This window comes from Streptomyces sp. MB09-02B (assembly GCF_033794485.1).
Lineage (GTDB): Bacteria > Actinomycetota > Actinomycetes > Streptomycetales > Streptomycetaceae > Streptomyces.
Genome location: NZ_JARGEE010000029.1, coordinates 1 through 16,536 on the forward strand (window position 1 = coordinate 1; position 16,536 = coordinate 16,536).

Here is a 16,536-nt window from a genome sequence, read left to right on the forward strand (position 1 = left end):
AAAGCGGAGATCGGCACCCGCCGCTGGCCCGACCGGACCACTGCCCGCGCTGAGATCTTCACCTTCATCGAGACCTTCTTTCAACCGCAAGCGGCTGCGGAGGCATCCAGTCTGGGGCTACCTCACGCCGCTGGAGATCCGGCAGCGACACGAAGGACACGCCCTCGCGGCGTAAGCATCGAGTGTCCAGCATCACGGGGAAACTTCAGTTCGGTGGTCGTCAGGTAGTGCGACAGGGCCGCATCGGCGTCGCTGCCCGCCGCGGACAGCCGCGCGGCCTGCTCGTAGAAGCCGGCCACTAGCCGCTCCATCGTGGCCATCGCGAAGGTGTGCCGGCAGCAGTGCGGATGCACGTGCGGAAACCGCGGCTCGGACCGCTCCCGGACCCTGTGCGCTGTCCGCTCGAACACCGTCGACCAGGCGGTGAAGGGGCCGCCGTCGGAGCGGACGGCCAGCAGCATCGAGCCGCCATCGGGAGCCACCAGACGGCGGCGCTCGGCGGGCCGCAGCGTATGCCACTGCACGCGCCGCCCGTTCACCCGCCCGCCCCGGCTGTCCATCTCGCTCACGAACAACGGGGCACCCCACCGCCTCGGCGGCCGCCACACAGAGCCTTCGCAGGCCAGCATGCGTTCCAAGGAGAGGTAGGAGTGCACACGGGCCAGCGCACCGTACGAAGTCCAGGTGACACGGAACTTGCTGCCTTTGGTGATCGCCTCCGGCAGCGGAAACGCGATCGGCATCAACCGTGGCGCCGGCGGAAGAGGCGGAATCTCGCAGACCAACAGATAGGAGAACTCCTGCAGCCGCGTACCGGAGGACATCACGAGCTCGCCCACCGCGCCGTTGCGCGCCAGATGCCGGCCGCGAAACCGACCCGGCCCCTCCTCCTCGCTCCCGTCCGGCCGCAGCCCCGCCAGACCGTTGACGAACGTGGCCGCGAAGTCGTCCTCCAGGTACTTGATCGTCACATGCTCCTTCGGAACCCGACGCCGGGCCTGATTGACCAGGACCTCGCGGACGGTCTCGGCGTAGAGCATCACCGCCTGCTGATAGGTGAACGGCATCGCCGTGGCGTACTGCTCGGCCATCGCCCACCGGTAGAACATCCCCAGCACGCTCATGTGCTGGTTCCACGTGACCGCCCCCAACCGCCGCTTGGGGTCCCCGGTAGCCCGGTCCACCGCATACGTACTCAGCAGAGCCTTCAGCCGATCCCGGGTGTCGAAGACCTGGACCCCGTGCAGCTGGGCCGCCACGATCCAGTCCCGCAGGATCCTCGCGTACGTCCCCCAGGACGACGGCGCCGGACAGCTCTCCGTCGGCCGCAACCGCAACCACTCGTTGGCCACCGCTGTCGCACGCAACCCCCGCCCGTCCTCGAACAGAAGGTCATCGTCGACAAGGAACGCCATCCCCTCGGGAATCGTCGGCTTCCCCGACAACCCCCAGGACTCCCAACCCTCACTGGAGTAGAACGCCAGCTCCATGCCACCGACCGTACGGACGGGACACAGCGCAGAACACCCAACAAGTGCGTTCGACGCGTCGCTCCAACAAGCTGTATGAGACACGGCAGTTGTGCGTAAACAACCGGTTCCTTCGAGCGTCTCGAACCAGAGCAGGGCTTCCTCGAGGTCCGTGGTCGACCACACCGGCACGATCGGTGGACCGGCGTCGGCGAGCACGTCCAGGAGGACCTGGCGGCGCTCCGTGTACGGACGCGGCCGAAGGTCGGGGAAGCCCGCCCCAGGGTGGGCCAGGATGTCGAAGGCCACGTACGTTGCCGGGTGCTGGTCGGCGAGCTCCCTCGCGCGGCGGGGTCGGGACAGCGCGCGGGACTGCGCCGCGGCGAAGCTGATGTGCACGCTGCCGTCGTCGGCGGCGACGTACACCACGGCTTCGCAGTCCAGGATCACGCCGGGCGGCAGGCTCATGGCGGCCACGGCCAGGTCCATCCAGAGCGCGGTGACGTCGCGGCCGGTCCGCGACTGCAGCCGGACGCTGTCCTCGGTGCGCCACAGCACGGTCCGGTGGCCGTCGACCTTGATTTATGCGCTGTTGAGCTGTCCGCGGCTGTCGTCCGGCGTCATGTCGATCACAGGGTGTGCGTGGAGTACGTGCTCACCCCGCTCAGCCGCAGTACATGCCTCACTTCTGGGCCGGACACGCTCACCTGACGTCGAGGCGAAGAGGACCAGCACCCCAAACAGACTTGACCATTTAGGTGAATTCAAGCCTGCATGCCAGATAAATGCGGGATATACGTTTCCCTATGGATACACCACACATAGACCTGTCAGGCCGCCTCGGTGTCGCCGTCGCCCTGGTCGCGGCATTCCTCCCCATCCCTCTCGCCGTGGCCGTAGCCGCGCTCTGGTCGGCCGCACCCGCACCCGCGTCCGTTCCGGAGTCCGCACGACTCCTTGCCCAGCCGCAGATGGTGCCCGAGGCACCGCCCGCCGAAGTGGTCCGCAAGGAACTCGCCGCCCTCACCGTCGAGGCTCCGCACTCGCTGGAGGGCTACAGCAGAGACACGTTCGAGCACTGGGCCATCGAGAACCACTGGCCCAAGACCCAACAGGTCGTCATCCGCCGCGATGCCAAGCGGGTCGGCCTGGGCACACAGGCCCAGTCGGCCTCACAGCAATGGCACAGCCCCTACGATGACCGGATCCTCACGACGGCATCGCAGGTCGACGTCGATCACGTCGTCCCTCTGGCCAACGCATGGCGTTCGGGAGCCGACAAATGGAGCTCGGCACTGCGCCACAAGTTCGCCAACGACCTGTCCACCACGCAGCTCGTCGCCGTCTCGGTGGTCGCCAACAGGACGAAGGGTGACCAGTCTCCCGACCAGTGGGTCCCGCCGAACACCGCCTACCACTGCGTGTACAGCAGGGCATGGACCCATGTGAAGTTCACATACGGGCTCTCTGTCACCGCCAAGGAAAAGGCCGCGCTGAGTTCCATGCTGGACACCTGCTCCTGACGGACGGTGCGATCCGGATCTGAACGCACGAGCCCACCCCACGGAGTCGGTCAGCAAAGTGCTGGTATGGCGGCTCCCGCGCATGGCCGCCTGCCAGCCGATCCGCCCCTGAAGCCGGAGCACTGGGCGCCGCCGCGGGCAAGGCCCGGGCGTGCCGCCTGCCCCGTCGACGAACCACAGCGACCGGCCGCGGAAGGCCGTTGACCTCGGTGAGGACTGTGTTGCATACGCGGAGAGCGGGCGCCCCGGGCCACGACGACATCACTGTGATCGGCTGCCCCGGACCGGAAGAGCGCGACGGCGAAACGGCGCCCACCAGGTGCCTTTCACCTGGTGGGCGGCGGCAGCTTGCACCCTCACTGTGGGTCCAGCGCCCACAACCGCGATGACGCCCAAGACGGACCTGCGGTGTCCGGTCAGCGGGTGAGACCGTAGGACAGGGACGGCTCGGTGGTGGCGATCTCGATAAGCCGGTTGTACGTGGCGACGCGTTCGCCGCGGGCTGTTGCACCGGACTTGATCTGGCCGCAGGCGGCGCCGACGACCAAGTCGGCGATGAAGGCGTCTTCTTCGGTCTCGCCGGAGCGGTGGGAGACCGTGTGGGCGTAGCCCGCCTCGCGAGTGCGCTGTGCGGGTGGATCGGAAGGTGTCGTCGGTGCAGGGCCGGGGGGCGGGTACCCGGCGCCGAACAGCTCGGCCCTCAGCCGACCGCACCGGTTACGCGCTGCAGCGCGTCTCGCGCGCCGCCTTGTACCGGCCCCTCGCTTCGGCCTGCGCGACCTCGCCCCATGGGCCGTGCGCTTGGCCCCGCGCCTCCTCCTGGCCGATCCGCCCGCCGCGGCTGCCACCGACCGCTGAACCACCCGTACAGGAGCACGTCATATGGTGCCGCACCGCCTCGTCAGCGACGCCGACCACATACGACGCCAAGGCATCGAGGGGTCATTCATGGTCGTGCGGCCCCCTTGTCGGCCGGGCACATGACCATGACCTCGTCCAGGAGGACCAGGCCATCGCCGACGACTTCGCTCAGCTCCGGCAGGAACGCACGGATGCGACTTTCGTCATCGACGATCACCACCATGACAGGCAGGCCGTCGCTCAGCGACAGAAACCGGCTGGTGTGGATCAGCGAGGAGGCTCCGAAACCCTCCATACCGCGGAACACGCTGGCCCCGGCCAGCCCTGCCTTGCGGGCCCGTTGGACGATCTCGCTGAACACCGGCTTGCGGCGCCACAGGTCGCTCTCTCCGGTGAAGACCGTCACCCTCAACCCGTTTCCCGTCGAACGCATTGTCGAGGGCGTCATGCCTGCCTCCAGCCGATCATGCGACGCAGGGCCGCCACCGCATCCACACCGCCACCGGGCTCAACCCCATGGACACCAGTCCCACCGCGACCCTGCCGTGTGTCCCCCCGGCATGGGACGGCGACAGCATAGGGTGAAATCCTGACAGAACAGCACAACGCGCCGGTACTGAGGTGCGCGTAGTGCTGCGCCCGGCCTTCACCGACGTCCTTTGCCCATTCCGGCGTCTCTGCTGCCCGTTGAAGGAACTCCTGGGAGCAGCCATCAGCCCCTCAAGCGTGATGCTCGGGCCATCGGTGATGGCTCCGGCATCGCCGACGGCGGTCTGGTGCCGATGGTGGCCAGGGTTCGGGCACTTACTCCGCCTTTGGATGCTTGCCCTCTCCAGCGGCCGGGGACGCCATCCGGTCGGTGGGGTCCTCGACGTGACCTTGAACGCCGCCTCCGGCTTCACCCTCGTTCTCCGCATTCGCACCGGGCCGTTGCCCGGGCATGACCTCCACCCGCACGTGCGGCTCCTCCACCGAGACGAACGCGGGATCCCCCGAGATGAACGCCGGGTCCCGTGCCAGAACCCGGGTCAACCACACACCGGCGAGCTGCGAGGTGAGGATGGACAGCAGCACCAGCGCGACGAGGAACTTGCCGTTGATGATCCCTGCGCCGAAGGTCACCGACGCCAGGATGATGCCGGGGCCGCCGCGGGCGTTCATCGCCACCGCGAAGTGGGTCGACCACGACCGGCTCTTGCCGGACAGGCGCGCGCCCGCCCATACACTGCAGAACTTGATCACACAGGCCAGGGCGAACAGCCAGCTGAAAAAGAACAGATCCAGGTCGTGCACGAGGTTGAGGCGGAAGCCGACCAGTGCGAAGTAGATCGGCACGAAGAAGGCCAGCGAGAATCCCCGCACCACGCTCAACCCGGGTGAACCGCTCTCCTCGTCCTCTTCTTCCGCCATGGCCATGCCTGCCATGAGCGCGCCGAAGATGGGATCGATTCCCAGGCCCATGCAGCACACGCAGAGGGCGAACAGGAACACCATCCGGAACGCCGCCGGGCTGCGTCGCTCCAGCGCCGCCAGGGGGCCTGAAGCGAGCCGACGGAACGCCCTCCGTCCCCCGGCAAGACAGACGGCGAAGAACAGCAGCGACGCAGCCACGTAGTAGGCCACGTCCCAGCCGATCGAATCGGTGTGGAACAGGGCGTGCAGACCGTAAGAGGTGTCCGCCCGGACATGGGCCAGGCCGAGGATCACCGCCAGGACGACGTAGAGGAGGACATCTTCGACGACGGCGACCGTGAGTACCGTCCGGGCGAAGAGGCTGCCCATGATGCCGAGGTCGAACATGATCCGGGAGATGACCGGGATGCTGGTCACAGCGATGGCCAGGCCCAGGACCAGGGAGATGCTCAGGCCGGATCCGTGCGGGCCTGCCAAATCGCCGGCGTCCACCGCCTGAGCGATGGCCAGGCCTGCTGCGAACGGGATCACCAGGCCGGCGACGGTGGTGAACAGAACGGTCCTGCGCTCCGCGCCCAGACCGCCCTGGCGCATCTCCAGCCCGGCCAGGAAGACCATCAGGATCGTGCCCAGCTGGTATACCGCACCCAGTACATGAGCGGTGGGGCTGTCGGACGGTGCCAGCCAGCCGCTCACCGACGGGGCGACCAGGCCCAGGGCGCTCCCCCCAAGCAGCAGTCCTCCCACGATCTCGCCGATCACCGGCGGCTGGCGCAACCGCGCGAAGACGTAGGCGCCGAGGTGGGCCGCTATCAGGAAGACGGTCAGCACGATCAGGATTCTGGCCACCTCGGCCACGGTCAGGGACATGGGCCCGCCTCCAACTCGTCGAGGACACAGAATCGAGTGCTGGAGGCGCGGGGAAGCCCACTCCAACGAGAGGGAGCGTATAGATAGATAAAGGACATTCGCCCTCTATGAGGCGCAATTGGCGTAGCCTCGCCGCTGCCCGCGACCGCGGGGCTACAGGCCCCGGGTGCGACCACCACCGGTTCCCGTCCAGGCGGTCGGGGCAATGGGTGCCGCGAACATCCGGGGCGCGGGCCCCGGCACAACGATCGCAATCGAACGCTCTTGCAGCCGGCCCTTGGTCGGTGACGGCCTGTCCGCCCCCCGGCGTCTGAGCCGAACACGTCAACCGTGCCCCGTGGCCCCGCACGCGCCGCTTGCATGACCCCGGCACGAGTCCGTACACATGGCATGTCCGTGTGCAGTCGCGACGGCACCCCTCAGCCGACCTCTACGCACGACTCCACCCCCGAGCCGACGGGTTGACCTTCATGTGGTGAATGTCAACGAGCTTGTCCAGACGGTGTTTTCGGGGCTGTTCTCGCTAGTCATAAAGGATGTTGCCGACGAGGGTGAGCGGATCGTGGTGCGGGCGCGGACTCCTCGAGGCACCGCGGTCTGTCCGGTGTGCGGGGCCTCGTAGGGGCGGGTGCACGGCTACCACTGGTGGACGGTGGCCGATGTGCCGGTGGACGACCGCCGGGTCATGGTCCGTGTGCGGGTGCGGCGCCTGGTGTGTCCCACACGCAGCTGTCGGCAGACCTTCCGTGAGCAGATGCCCGGGGTGCTGGAGCGTGGCGGGCCGGGCTGGATCGCGTCTGCCGGCGATAATCGCGGTGGGCCTGTCGCGCCACACGGCCCTGCGCACCGTGCCGCGCATCCCGTTGCCCACCGGCCGAGTGCCCCGCGTGATCGGCGTCGACGACTTCGCACTGCGCCGGCGGCACCGCTACGCCACCGTGGTGATCGACGCCGAGACCCATGAACGGACCGACGTGCTGCCCGACCGCACCGCCGACACGCTGGAAGCGTGGCTGCACGGGCATCAGGGCATCGAGGTCGTGTGCCGGGACGGCTCCTCAGCCACCTACGTCGAGGCCATCCGCCGTGCCCTGCCGGACACGGTCCAGTGGCATGTGTGGCACAACCTGTGCGAGGCCGCCCCGAGCGAAGTGAAGGCACACAGCACCTGCGGGGCCGCCGTGCTGGACGCGCCCATCTACGACGGGCCCCGCGCGCAGACCACCCTGGAACGCCAGCACCAGGTCCACAACCTGCTCGAGAAGGGCGTGGGCCTGCTCGAATGCACCCGCCGACTCCAGTCGGCCCTGAACACCGTCAAACGCTACGCGCGAGCCGACCGGCCCAAGCGGATGCTCCGCGTCCCCCAATACCGCGCCGGCCTCGTCGACCCCTACAGCGAGCCTGCGCAAACGCCCGGCCAAAGATCCCGCCGTCCCCGTCCAGCATCTCCTCGAAGAGACCAAGGCCCTCGGGTTCTGGGAGAGCATCATCATGGCGCGCTTGTACGTCGTCTCCCGGAAGGCGCCGAGGGCGTGGGCACGGTAGACGAGGGCCTTGAGCGAAGCGCCCCAGCGTCGCTTTGTGCGCAAAGCGCCTCCCCGTCCAGCCTCTTCGGTTGCTCCGCAAGGATTTCGGCGCTCGGCATCAAAAATTCAGCCGCATAGTCGTGCGCCTGGTTCTCGGCGATCTTGCTGCTGGGCTCAGCGTCAAGGTACGGGCAACTGGCTGACCGAGGCACTGGAGCAGGCGGTGCCGGGACCGACCCTGCTCGTCGGGCACTCGTCCTGGTGAGCATCTTGACGCGTTCTTAGCAGGAATCGGCATGGAGGATCGAGTGAAGATTGCCGGAAGCCAGCAATGCGCTCCGAGTGTTCCCCAGGCAGGATTGGTCGGGAGGGAAGCGCACGGATCGGCCTCGGTGCCGGGCACCGGCTGGTTGTCGGTTATTCGTACAGTTGAGACATGCCCATCGCTGTGACCTGCAACATCTCAACTGAACTCACAGAAATCGAGGTTGAGTCATCTGTATGGCTGACCTGCCCTGATGGGATGCCAGGACTCCTGGGAGTCTCGGTGGCAAGCCTGTGACCTGGGGTGCCGCATCTCTATCGAGAATGTCGCAACTCCACGGATAATTTCTTGGGATTGGGGGTCCTGGGGGTTATGGAGAAGTTGATCTTGGTTTGGGGGTGGAGGTCGCTCCGAGAGGGGTGGGCGGAGGCGAGGAGCAAGCTGGCGTTCATCGAAGTGCGCCTGCAGCAGGGGTGCCCGTGTCCCTCCGCAGCCTGGCGATGGTGGCGTCCCGGAAGTGGTGGTTGCTGGCCATGCGCGACCGTCCTGCTGGCGCTGTCGGTTTTAGGGTGGCTGCGGCAGCTGCGACCGACCAGGCCTGTGTGGCTTCCGGCGCAGGCGGTTCGTCTCCGAACCGCCCTGGCAGACACGTCAGCCGCTTCAGATGCGAGCTCGCCCAGCGGCACTCTGTCGAGGGTCGGCAGTCGGCCGCTTCAAGGCCCTTGAAGCGGCGCCCGGTCCGGTGCATCGGGACGTGCGCGCAACTACCCCGTTCCGGGCTGGTTGGCCACCGGGGAGTGGGCAGGGTCAGATACGCATCCGGGGTTGCATGGGCAACTTCGGATCGGTGGGACACCACCACGCGATCCGCACGGCAGGACAGACTCCTCAGAGCCCACCCAGCAGGAGGCGCGCGAATCTGTCAGGGGTCTGAAGGCCCCCCAACTGCTGCTGACACCCGCTGTTGCCAAGCTGATGCCGTCCTCCGTCACGTCTGCAGACCGCGGAGCACGGCGTGGCGTGCCATGCAAAGGCTGTGGCGCCAGCATCATCACCCTCTCAGACGGTGGCGTCCAGATGGGTTCGCTGCTGTGGTGCGTGCGGACACATCGCCAGGCCGCACGGCAGACAACCCCAACTGGTCCTGGAACTGGGGGAGAAGTACACACCTCGATCCCAGCACACCGCTCAGGCTGTGCTGCCCTGAACTGCCCGAGCCGCTCCAACCGCCCCAACCGGTCGCATCCCACCAGCGCCAGCCGCCGAGGCTGACAGGCGCCGTGTGCTGTCAGGGGCTCAAAAGGGCCGGGATCCGGGAAAGTCTCACGACTGGGCCAGCGCCCCCGGCCCCGGAACACTCCCGCCTCGGCAGATGATCGCCCGGTGTCAGACAGCAGACCCCCAGCGGCGCGCCAGCGAGAATCAGCCACCCATGGGCCGGCGTTGCGCCCCGACAGCACCGTGTTCCGGTAACCGCGCAACCCGGCCGACTCCAGTCAGGCAGCAGCATGAGCGCCAGCCGCATCACCGTTGGCGGTGCTGCCGCCGACGGCGCCGCCACCGCCGCAGACTGCGGGCCGGCCCACGCCACGCTTCGATGAACTCCTCGATGTCGCGTGCCAGCTTCGCGCCATGCGTGAGAGCGATGTTGAGAAAACCGAACAGTGCCAGCACACCGATCGTGACCTCGTCCATCCGTCCCGTCCTTTCAACAAGGCCGGACAGAACGGGCGCGCTCAGTCCGGCCACCTACAGGTGACGAACCGAGATCGCGCCGGTGCAGCGACTCAGGGTGGTGTCTCCGGCTGCAGGCCGGGGCCGAGCAGGGGGTGTTCCTTCGCTTCGGGCTGCGCAGGCCTGACGGTTGCTCTCCGCAGGAGCGATGAGGCAAATGTGTGGCCGCCACCGGACGGTCCGCCATGGGCCCTCACCGCTGACGCCCCGAGGGGCGCCCACTGCCACCGGGCTGCCGCCCAGCCGTCCAGACACTAGCGCCAACTGGGCCTGGCCACAGCAAAATTGGCAATCAGCAGCGAAGCGTCTCCGCCAGATGTAGGGGGCCGGCAGTGCTGGGTGTTGTACTGGCGGGCGTGCAGGTCGAGGCTGCCAGTAGTGGTCTCGCAACAGGTGCCTGTGCAGGACGGGGCGTCGGCGGGGCGCTGCTGGTGATGCGTGTTCAGCACGCAGGGCCGGCAGAAGTCCTCACACCAGGTCGACGGGGGAGAGGCCGGGGCGGGCCAGTCCAATCCGGCCCGGTGCCCAGGCCGTAACGGTCGGCAGCGGAGGGGCGCCGCCGCCGGCATCGAACGCCTCGCGCGGCCTGACGACTCCACCGCCGCCACAGCGATGTCAACATGCGCCCCGCCGACCGGCTGCAGCCACCAGCGCTGTCTTGAAGTCATCGAGAAGCAGCGTCTCCGTGGAGCTGTCGCTGCACTGCTGTCCGCTGCAGACGCGCGTTGTCAGTGGTGCGGGGGAGAATCCCTGCGTGGCGACTTCCACTGAGACCGAACGTTACATCCAGTTCCTGCTTGTGCACTTGGCGGGTCGTAACGAGCACCATGTGTTCGAGCAGATCGTGTTCCAGATTGCGTTGCGCCGACTCAGCAGCAACATCGTGCCGGCTACCGGACCAGTGAGTGCCGGCGGCGACCAGGGCCGTGATGCCGAGTCCTACTACACGAGCCTGCCCCATGAGCTTCCCGGGGTCGGAGGGTTCATCGGCCGCGCCACTACCGAGCCGCTGGTTGTGGCAGCGTCTGTGCAGAAGCCTCCGTTGGAGGGGAAGGTCCGTGAGGACCTGAAGTCGATCTGCAGCCGCGGCGAACCTGTCGCCCGGGTGGCTTTCTTCGCTGCGCACGAAATCCCGGTGGCGGCGCGGCACCGGCTGCAAGAGCATGCCCGGGACGCCTACGACGTGGGCCTGGACGTCTTCGACGGGCAGGCAGTGGCCCAACTGCTCACCCAGGGCGACCTGGTCTGGGTCGCCCAGCGGTATCTGGATCTGCCCTCGGCGATGATCCCGGACGAGCCTGCGCAGGAGCAGCCGGACTGGTACCGCGCCACCCTGACCGCCCTGCGGGAGCGGCCCGCAAAGCGGCTCACTCCTGGGGCCCTGTCCGAGGTGCGGGACGGTTTGCGGCACGCAGTGCTCGATGCCGAAGCCCGGGTGGACCTGCCCGAGTGGCTCGGCTACATCGGGGAGTTCGTCGAGGACGAAGACGACGACCTCGCCCTGAGGGCCCGCTACGAGCGCGCGTGGGCCGTGCTGCGCGGGAAGAACACGCTGGACGGCGTCGAAGCGGACATCCGGGCCGTCATCGATGCCGCCCTGTCATCGGAGCGTGTCTCGCTCTTGGACGATGCGAACCTGCTGCTGTTGACCTGGGGCGGCTCCTGGCTGCGACACCTCGGCACGGTCAGTGCTGAGGAACTACGTGACCTGGCTCTGCGCCTGCGGGAACGGGCAGACACGCTGATCGGGAGCACTGACGCAGCCGTCTACCCCGTACGCAAGGCATCGCTCCTCGACGTGGCTGCCCGCCTGTGCCTCCAACCACGCTGGCCAGAGGTCACGCGCCCGCAGGCCGGAGCCCTGCCCACCGCGCTCGAGGCCACACGGCTGCGGTTGGAGGGCGAGATCGTGCCCGAGATCAGCCTGGAGAGCCGGCCGCTGGATGTCACCGACGCCATGGACTATCTGGAGCAGCTGGTCGACCTGCTGCCGCAGGCCCGTGCCTTCCCGGTCGGTGGTGTGAGCGAGACGTTCCAGCTGGTTGCGCCCGCCCTGACCGCGGACCCCCGCTACGAGAAGATCCGTGACGCGCTGGACGCCGCGCAGGCAGACATCGCGGGCGACAGCAGCGTCGCGGCACGCTGCCGGCATCGTGCGATGGCGTTCCTGAGAGCGGGCAGAGCGCTGGACGCCCTGCACGAACTGCACAAAGTCAAGATCAATTGGTGGCACGGTGACACCCTGCGCGGCGCACTGCTCACCATGCGCATGATCGGAAAGATCTACGGAGACCTGAACCTGCAGCAAGCTGCCCGGCAGTACGCACTCGCCGCTGCTGCCGTCGCCGCCTCATCCTCCGGCGGGGAGCACGAAGACATGCTGCCCGCCGCCTTGACCGAAGCCATGAACTACACCTACACGGCGGGACACTGGGGCGACGCCCTTGCCCTCGCAGGGCTCGCCTTCATGACCCACCACCTGTACGCCGAAGCCCCAGACGACTACCCCTCTCACCCCTACATCCAGCAACTCGACTTCCATGCCGGCATGGTGCTCCTCAGCGCGGAGCGCTTCCGTCCCGAACTGAGCGGGGCCCTCACACAGCTCACGGGCCCCAACTACCTCAGCGACTTGGACGAACTCCTCACAGAGCTTCGGCCCAGCTTCACCCACACCGAGCAGCAGTTCATTCAGAACACAGAAGAACAACTGAACGGACGACCGTTCTCGGATGTGGGACCCCAGCGCGAACTGAACTTCGCAGCCCTGGGCACCACATGGCGCATCCGGTACGACAGCACGCGCACCACCGTCCTGGCCGCCGAGCGCCTCACAGCCGCACTGCAGATCGTCCTCACAGAACTCGCCTCGCACGACCCGCTCTTCCTCCCCCAGGACATCCACCTCCGGGTGATCACGGGAACCCCCTTCGCCGGCACGGAGAGGGTCACCTTCAAACCCAACAACCGCGCCGTCGACTGCACCGTCATCCTCAGCCCCTACAGCGCCGCGGCAGACCCCGAGACCCTCCAACGGGAACTGTCTGCCGCAGTCGTATATTTGCTGGCGCACCTCAGCGCCAGGCCCACGCAGGCATTCATGTCCCTGGTCAAGAAGACATTCGCCCAGGGACTGACGCACAAGCTGCTGAGCGTCCGCCCCTACGATGAAGTCGCCGGCCTGCTGACAGAAGCCCACTACGACACCCTGCGGCAGACTACGATGCCCCCGTGGACGGACACGGAATTCCAGCCGCCCACCGCCCCGGCACTCGCCCAGCCCACCACGCCCGGACCAGGCTACGACCGCACCCGAGCACTGGATATGATCCGCGACAACTACGCCGAGCTTCCGCACGTGCTCAGTGAGACACTGCCCCGCCTCCTTGCCGACCCGGCTGCTCTCGCCGGGCTGCGAGACCTGCGCCAGGAGGGGTGGCTTGACTGGCACATCCTGATGGCCCTGGCCAACATCGCCATCAACCTGCGCCTCGAACAGCTCAGCCCGGACCGCATCCCGCCGGACTTTCCCGCCCGCTTCCTCCAGACCCCGGAAAGCGACTACACGGCTCCCCTTCCCCTGGACGCCTTCACGCCCGCCAATCTCCGCGCACAGATGGAGCTGACTGTGCTAGCCGTCGGCCAGCGCCGTTGGAAACTGGGCACGGCCATGAAGACCCCCAACCCGGCCGCCGTCAGGCACCTCTTGAGCGCCCGCTACGGCTACGGCACAGACGACGTTCCGCACCGCGACCTGCTCGGCGACACACCGCACGAGAACGGCACCCTGTTCCCCCCAGTCACATGAGCAACGACGCGTGAGCAGACAGGCTCCGTGACACGCGGAGCCGGGGTTGTCGGATCGGCGCGATGCGGAGCGCCGGCGTTGCTGACAGGGCGGGCCCCGGCACACCGGTCAGCAACAACACGCTGGCCGGACTCGACGCGAGGTATCCCAGGGCCTGGGCGTGCCTTACCGCCGTGTCCGACCTGATGGCATCAGACGAGGACACCGAACGCGCCTACAGCATGCCCCAGGTGCCTGTACCGGGCCTGCCGGGCAGCCACGAGAAGATCCACGATGAACAGCCATCGACCCCCGCTCCGCCCAGGCACTGCTGGCGATGATGCAGCAGGTCAAGGATGGCAACGCCGAAGTGGCTCCGCTGTCAGCGCTCAGTCGGCTGTCACACAACAGCGACAAGCAACTGCACGTGCTGGACTTCCTCCTGGCACACGGAGTAACCGTCCTGACCACCAACTGCCTTCTCAGCCCGGACATGGTCGCAGTGTGTATCCGGCCGCTGGTCAACCCGACTCGTACAACCTGCGGCGCAGCATGAAGCAACTGCGTGGCCTGGGCCCCACGCACACGGCCTTGATCAAGGCGCTGCGCAAAGAATGGTAGGTGCCCCCCACGCCGCGACGCCTCCGATACCGGTGGAGGCCTGAGCACGGATTGCCGGGGGCCCAGCAACTGTTCGGATGCAGAGTCTCGGGCGGATGCCCGCCCGAGACCGCGTCTTACGACGAAGGCCGGGGATCGGCGACTGCCGCTTGCAGTTGCTGCACGAGGTGGCGGATGAAGCGGCTCCACTGCCTCTCCTCATCGGCCGTGTCGAACCAGTCGGCAGGCGAGGCGGCGGCGTCCCATTCCTTGAGCTTGGCCAGGAGCGAGGCGGTGTCCGTTCCCAGGTCGGGGTGGCCCAGGACCCACTGGACCTGTTGGGCGAGGTCGTGTACCTGGTGAGCCGCACGGTAGTAGGCGACCTGCGTCGTCGACAGGCGGCGAGTGGCGTAGCCGCCACACTTGCTGCACGGGGCGAATCGCTCGGCGTCCAGCATCTGCTGGACGGTCACCAGGTCGTAGTACCGGCTGAGACCACGGTCGCGGCCCTGGTGCTGGCAGCCGGGGGAGTGAGCCCGGCCCTCGAACTGCCCTGCAGCATCCGTCGTGTACAGCTGCACGGATGCCAGGACGCCCAGCGGCAGACCCGACCCTCCGCGCCGTGCACCGTTCTCCCGGACAGGCCTGAAAGGCCGCAGATCCAGCTGCTCCATGGCCAGCAGCCCGTCCCACACAGGGAAGGGCACCGGATCACGGCGCTCGCCGCTCGCGTCATGCCGGTCCCCGAGATCGCGCAGATCCGCCACTCCGCGGGCAAGGAGCAGACAGCGCAAGGCTGCATCGGGGCGCGAGTGTCCCCGGGCCAGGCGTACCACCAGCCGTTCGCCCTCGGCCGTGCCCAGGCTGCGGCCGAAGTCCGGGTGGCTGGACTGGTGGATGTGGGGCATCCAGACCGGATCCTCATCCGCTACGGCGTCGGCTGTGAGCTCCTCACGCCGGGCCGCCACCAGTGCGTCGGGCAGATCCCCGGCAGCCGCCACGACGACGTACCGGCCTCCGCGAGCGACCCGCTCCTCCAGCACGGACAGCGGCAACACCTCGGGTCCGGCCTCGACGGACAGCACCAGATACAGCTGGTCCACCTCTCGCGAGATGGTACGCAACGCCCGCAGATCACCTGCGGTGACCGCACGCCGCTCACTGACCGGCGTATCGTCGAACACCCCTGGCCCCACCGCCTCGACGGGCGCTCGCGGTGCCGCGTCCTGCGCGGCGACGGCCTGCTCGGGCGTCAGACACGACAATGCCGAAGGCTGGGACAGCAGACGGGCTGCGACAGGCTCGGGCACCCGCAGCGTCACGATCAACCCTTCCCAGTCCGCGTCGGTGGCCCAGCAGGCGAGCACACCCAGCTCCCACTCGCTCAGTCGGCCGAGGAAAGTCTCCTCACGGCCGAGCGGATCATCCAGCCCCTGCTCCGGCAGGCGGACCAGCAGCATCCGCTCGTCCTGCTCACCGGCCGCACCCGCGCGCAGCGCGAGCGTCCAGGCCGCCACCAGCCCCTGTGCACGCTCCAGCGCCGCCTCCCGCCCTTTGCGCCGGCTGCTGATCCCGCGAACGAGCTCGTAGGCGAGGTGGTCGTGTTCGCGAGGATGCTCCCAACTGTCGGCGGCCTGGCGGCTCCACCGCCGCCACAACGATGTCAACTGCGCCGCCACCGCCGTGGGCGCGCCCAGCAGGGCGAACACCGGGTCCTCGGCGGGCAGATCCGGGGTGCCCATGGCCGTCACCCCGGCCGCCGCTGCGAGCGCCCCCCGGGAGAGCAGTTGCCCGGCCTGCTGCTGGAGCAGAGCGACATGATCGGCCTTGAGCCGCATACCGGCATCGGCCCAGGGCTTCAGCCAGGGAAACAGAGCAAGGAGGCGGTGGGAACGGTGCTGACTGGCCGCCGCGCTGCGCCACTGGCCCACGACCGAGTCGCGTACCTCCTGGGCCTCTCTCCGTGCACGCCAGTCGTCCTCCTCTTCCTCGTCCGCGTCGGAGTCTTCCCCATCGTCCTGCGGAGCCTGCAGGAGCAGGACGGCCGCCTGTTTCACCTCGTCGTCGGTGAAGGTGTCCTCGTCCGCCCCGCCGTAGCTGCCGAGTTCGTGCAGCAGACCCAGACCGGTCAGCGCACCCAGGAACAGACCGACTCCGGTTCCCGGCCGGGCCCACTGCCCGTACCTGGCGCACTGCGGGCACATCCGCTTGACCACCGCCCCAAGCGGCAGCTCGCTCGACGTGACGCGGCCGGCGCGTATGCGGGAACAGCGCTCCGCGGCATGCAGCTTGGCTGCCTTGCCCGGCGCGGACCAGACCCTGATGGGAGATACCGCGAAGGGGCCCAGCGGCACCTCCGGCGTCAGCGAACCGTACGTCAACACGACCTCCTCCGTATAAGCCTTCGAGGTTAACCGCGGCCACTGACACGGCGGCCCGGTGAACTCACCGGCCCAGGCCCTTAGCGCCTTTGCGCACGGGAGGC

The 16,536-nt window shown here is 68.0% G+C and carries 8 protein-coding genes and 2 pseudogenes; 4 read left to right on the forward strand and 6 right to left on the reverse strand.

The window, feature by feature from the left end:
* Positions 1-122: 122 nt before the first annotated feature.
* The gene (locus tag P1P70_RS06815; protein WP_319235467.1) at positions 123-2,051 is read right to left on the reverse strand and encodes a hypothetical protein; all 1,929 of its coding nucleotides are present in this window, start codon (positions 2,049-2,051) and stop codon (positions 123-125) included.
* 224 nt (positions 2,052-2,275) lie between these two features.
* Here P1P70_RS06815 and P1P70_RS06820 point away from each other — a divergent pair, with 224 nt between their 5' ends.
* Positions 2,276-2,992 (forward strand): HNH endonuclease family protein, encoded by a 717-nt coding sequence (locus tag P1P70_RS06820; RefSeq protein ID WP_319235426.1) that lies wholly within the window; start codon positions 2,276-2,278, stop codon positions 2,990-2,992.
* Positions 2,993-3,408: 416 nt separating this feature from the next.
* On the opposite strand, the pseudogene P1P70_RS06825 reads toward P1P70_RS06820, so the two are convergent.
* The 3 genes and pseudogenes from P1P70_RS06825 to P1P70_RS06835 all read right to left on the reverse strand — a co-directional run.
* Positions 3,409-3,612, reverse strand: a pseudogene (locus P1P70_RS06825) (phosphopyruvate hydratase); the annotation flags it as partial.
* Positions 3,613-3,938: 326 nt separating this feature from the next.
* Positions 3,939-4,286 (reverse strand): DUF190 domain-containing protein, encoded by a 348-nt coding sequence (locus P1P70_RS06830; protein WP_319235469.1) that lies wholly within the window; start codon positions 4,284-4,286, stop codon positions 3,939-3,941.
* Between the two features lie 371 nt (positions 4,287-4,657).
* Positions 4,658-6,124 (reverse strand): cation:proton antiporter, encoded by a 1,467-nt coding sequence (locus tag P1P70_RS06835; protein WP_319235428.1) that lies wholly within the window; start codon positions 6,122-6,124, stop codon positions 4,658-4,660.
* Positions 6,125-6,608: 484 nt separating this feature from the next.
* Here P1P70_RS06835 and P1P70_RS06840 point away from each other — a divergent pair.
* Positions 6,609-7,663 (forward strand): annotated as a pseudogene (locus P1P70_RS06840) (transposase); the annotation flags it as partial.
* Positions 7,664-9,454: 1,791 nt separating this feature from the next.
* On the opposite strand, the gene P1P70_RS06845 reads toward P1P70_RS06840, so the two are convergent.
* Positions 9,455-9,625, reverse strand: coding sequence for a hypothetical protein (locus P1P70_RS06845; RefSeq protein ID WP_319235430.1), 171 nt, complete (start codon positions 9,623-9,625; stop codon positions 9,455-9,457).
* A 724-nt stretch (positions 9,626-10,349) separates the two neighbouring features.
* On the opposite strand from P1P70_RS06845, the gene P1P70_RS06850 reads away from it, so the two are divergent.
* Complete coding sequence (locus P1P70_RS06850; RefSeq protein WP_319235431.1) at positions 10,350-13,472, forward strand: hypothetical protein; 3,123 nt, start codon at positions 10,350-10,352, stop codon at positions 13,470-13,472.
* Between the two features lie 316 nt (positions 13,473-13,788).
* The gene (locus P1P70_RS06855) at positions 13,789-14,007 is read left to right on the forward strand and encodes a hypothetical protein (protein WP_319235433.1); all 219 of its coding nucleotides are present in this window, start codon (positions 13,789-13,791) and stop codon (positions 14,005-14,007) included.
* Between the two features lie 181 nt (positions 14,008-14,188).
* On the opposite strand, the gene P1P70_RS06860 is transcribed toward P1P70_RS06855, so the two are convergent.
* Positions 14,189-16,435 carry a hypothetical protein gene (locus P1P70_RS06860; RefSeq protein ID WP_319235435.1) on the reverse strand — a complete coding sequence of 749 codons (2,247 nt, stop codon included), beginning with the start codon at positions 16,433-16,435 and terminating at the stop codon, positions 14,189-14,191.
* Positions 16,436-16,536: the final 101 nt, after the last annotated feature.

Excerpts from the sequence above, each read along its gene's own strand:
- P1P70_RS06855 (WP_319235433.1), top strand. The coding sequence starts at position 13,789 with ATGATGCAGCAGGTCAAGGATGGCAACGCCGAAGTGGCTCCGCTGTCA.
- P1P70_RS06845 (WP_319235430.1), bottom strand. The coding sequence starts at position 9,625 with ATGGACGAGGTCACGATCGGTGTGCTGGCACTGTTCGGTTTTCTCAAC.
- P1P70_RS06830 (WP_319235469.1), bottom strand. The coding sequence starts at position 4,286 with ATGCGTTCGACGGGAAACGGGTTGAGGGTGACGGTCTTCACCGGAGAG.
- P1P70_RS06820 (WP_319235426.1), top strand. The coding sequence starts at position 2,276 with ATGGATACACCACACATAGACCTGTCAGGCCGCCTCGGTGTCGCCGTC.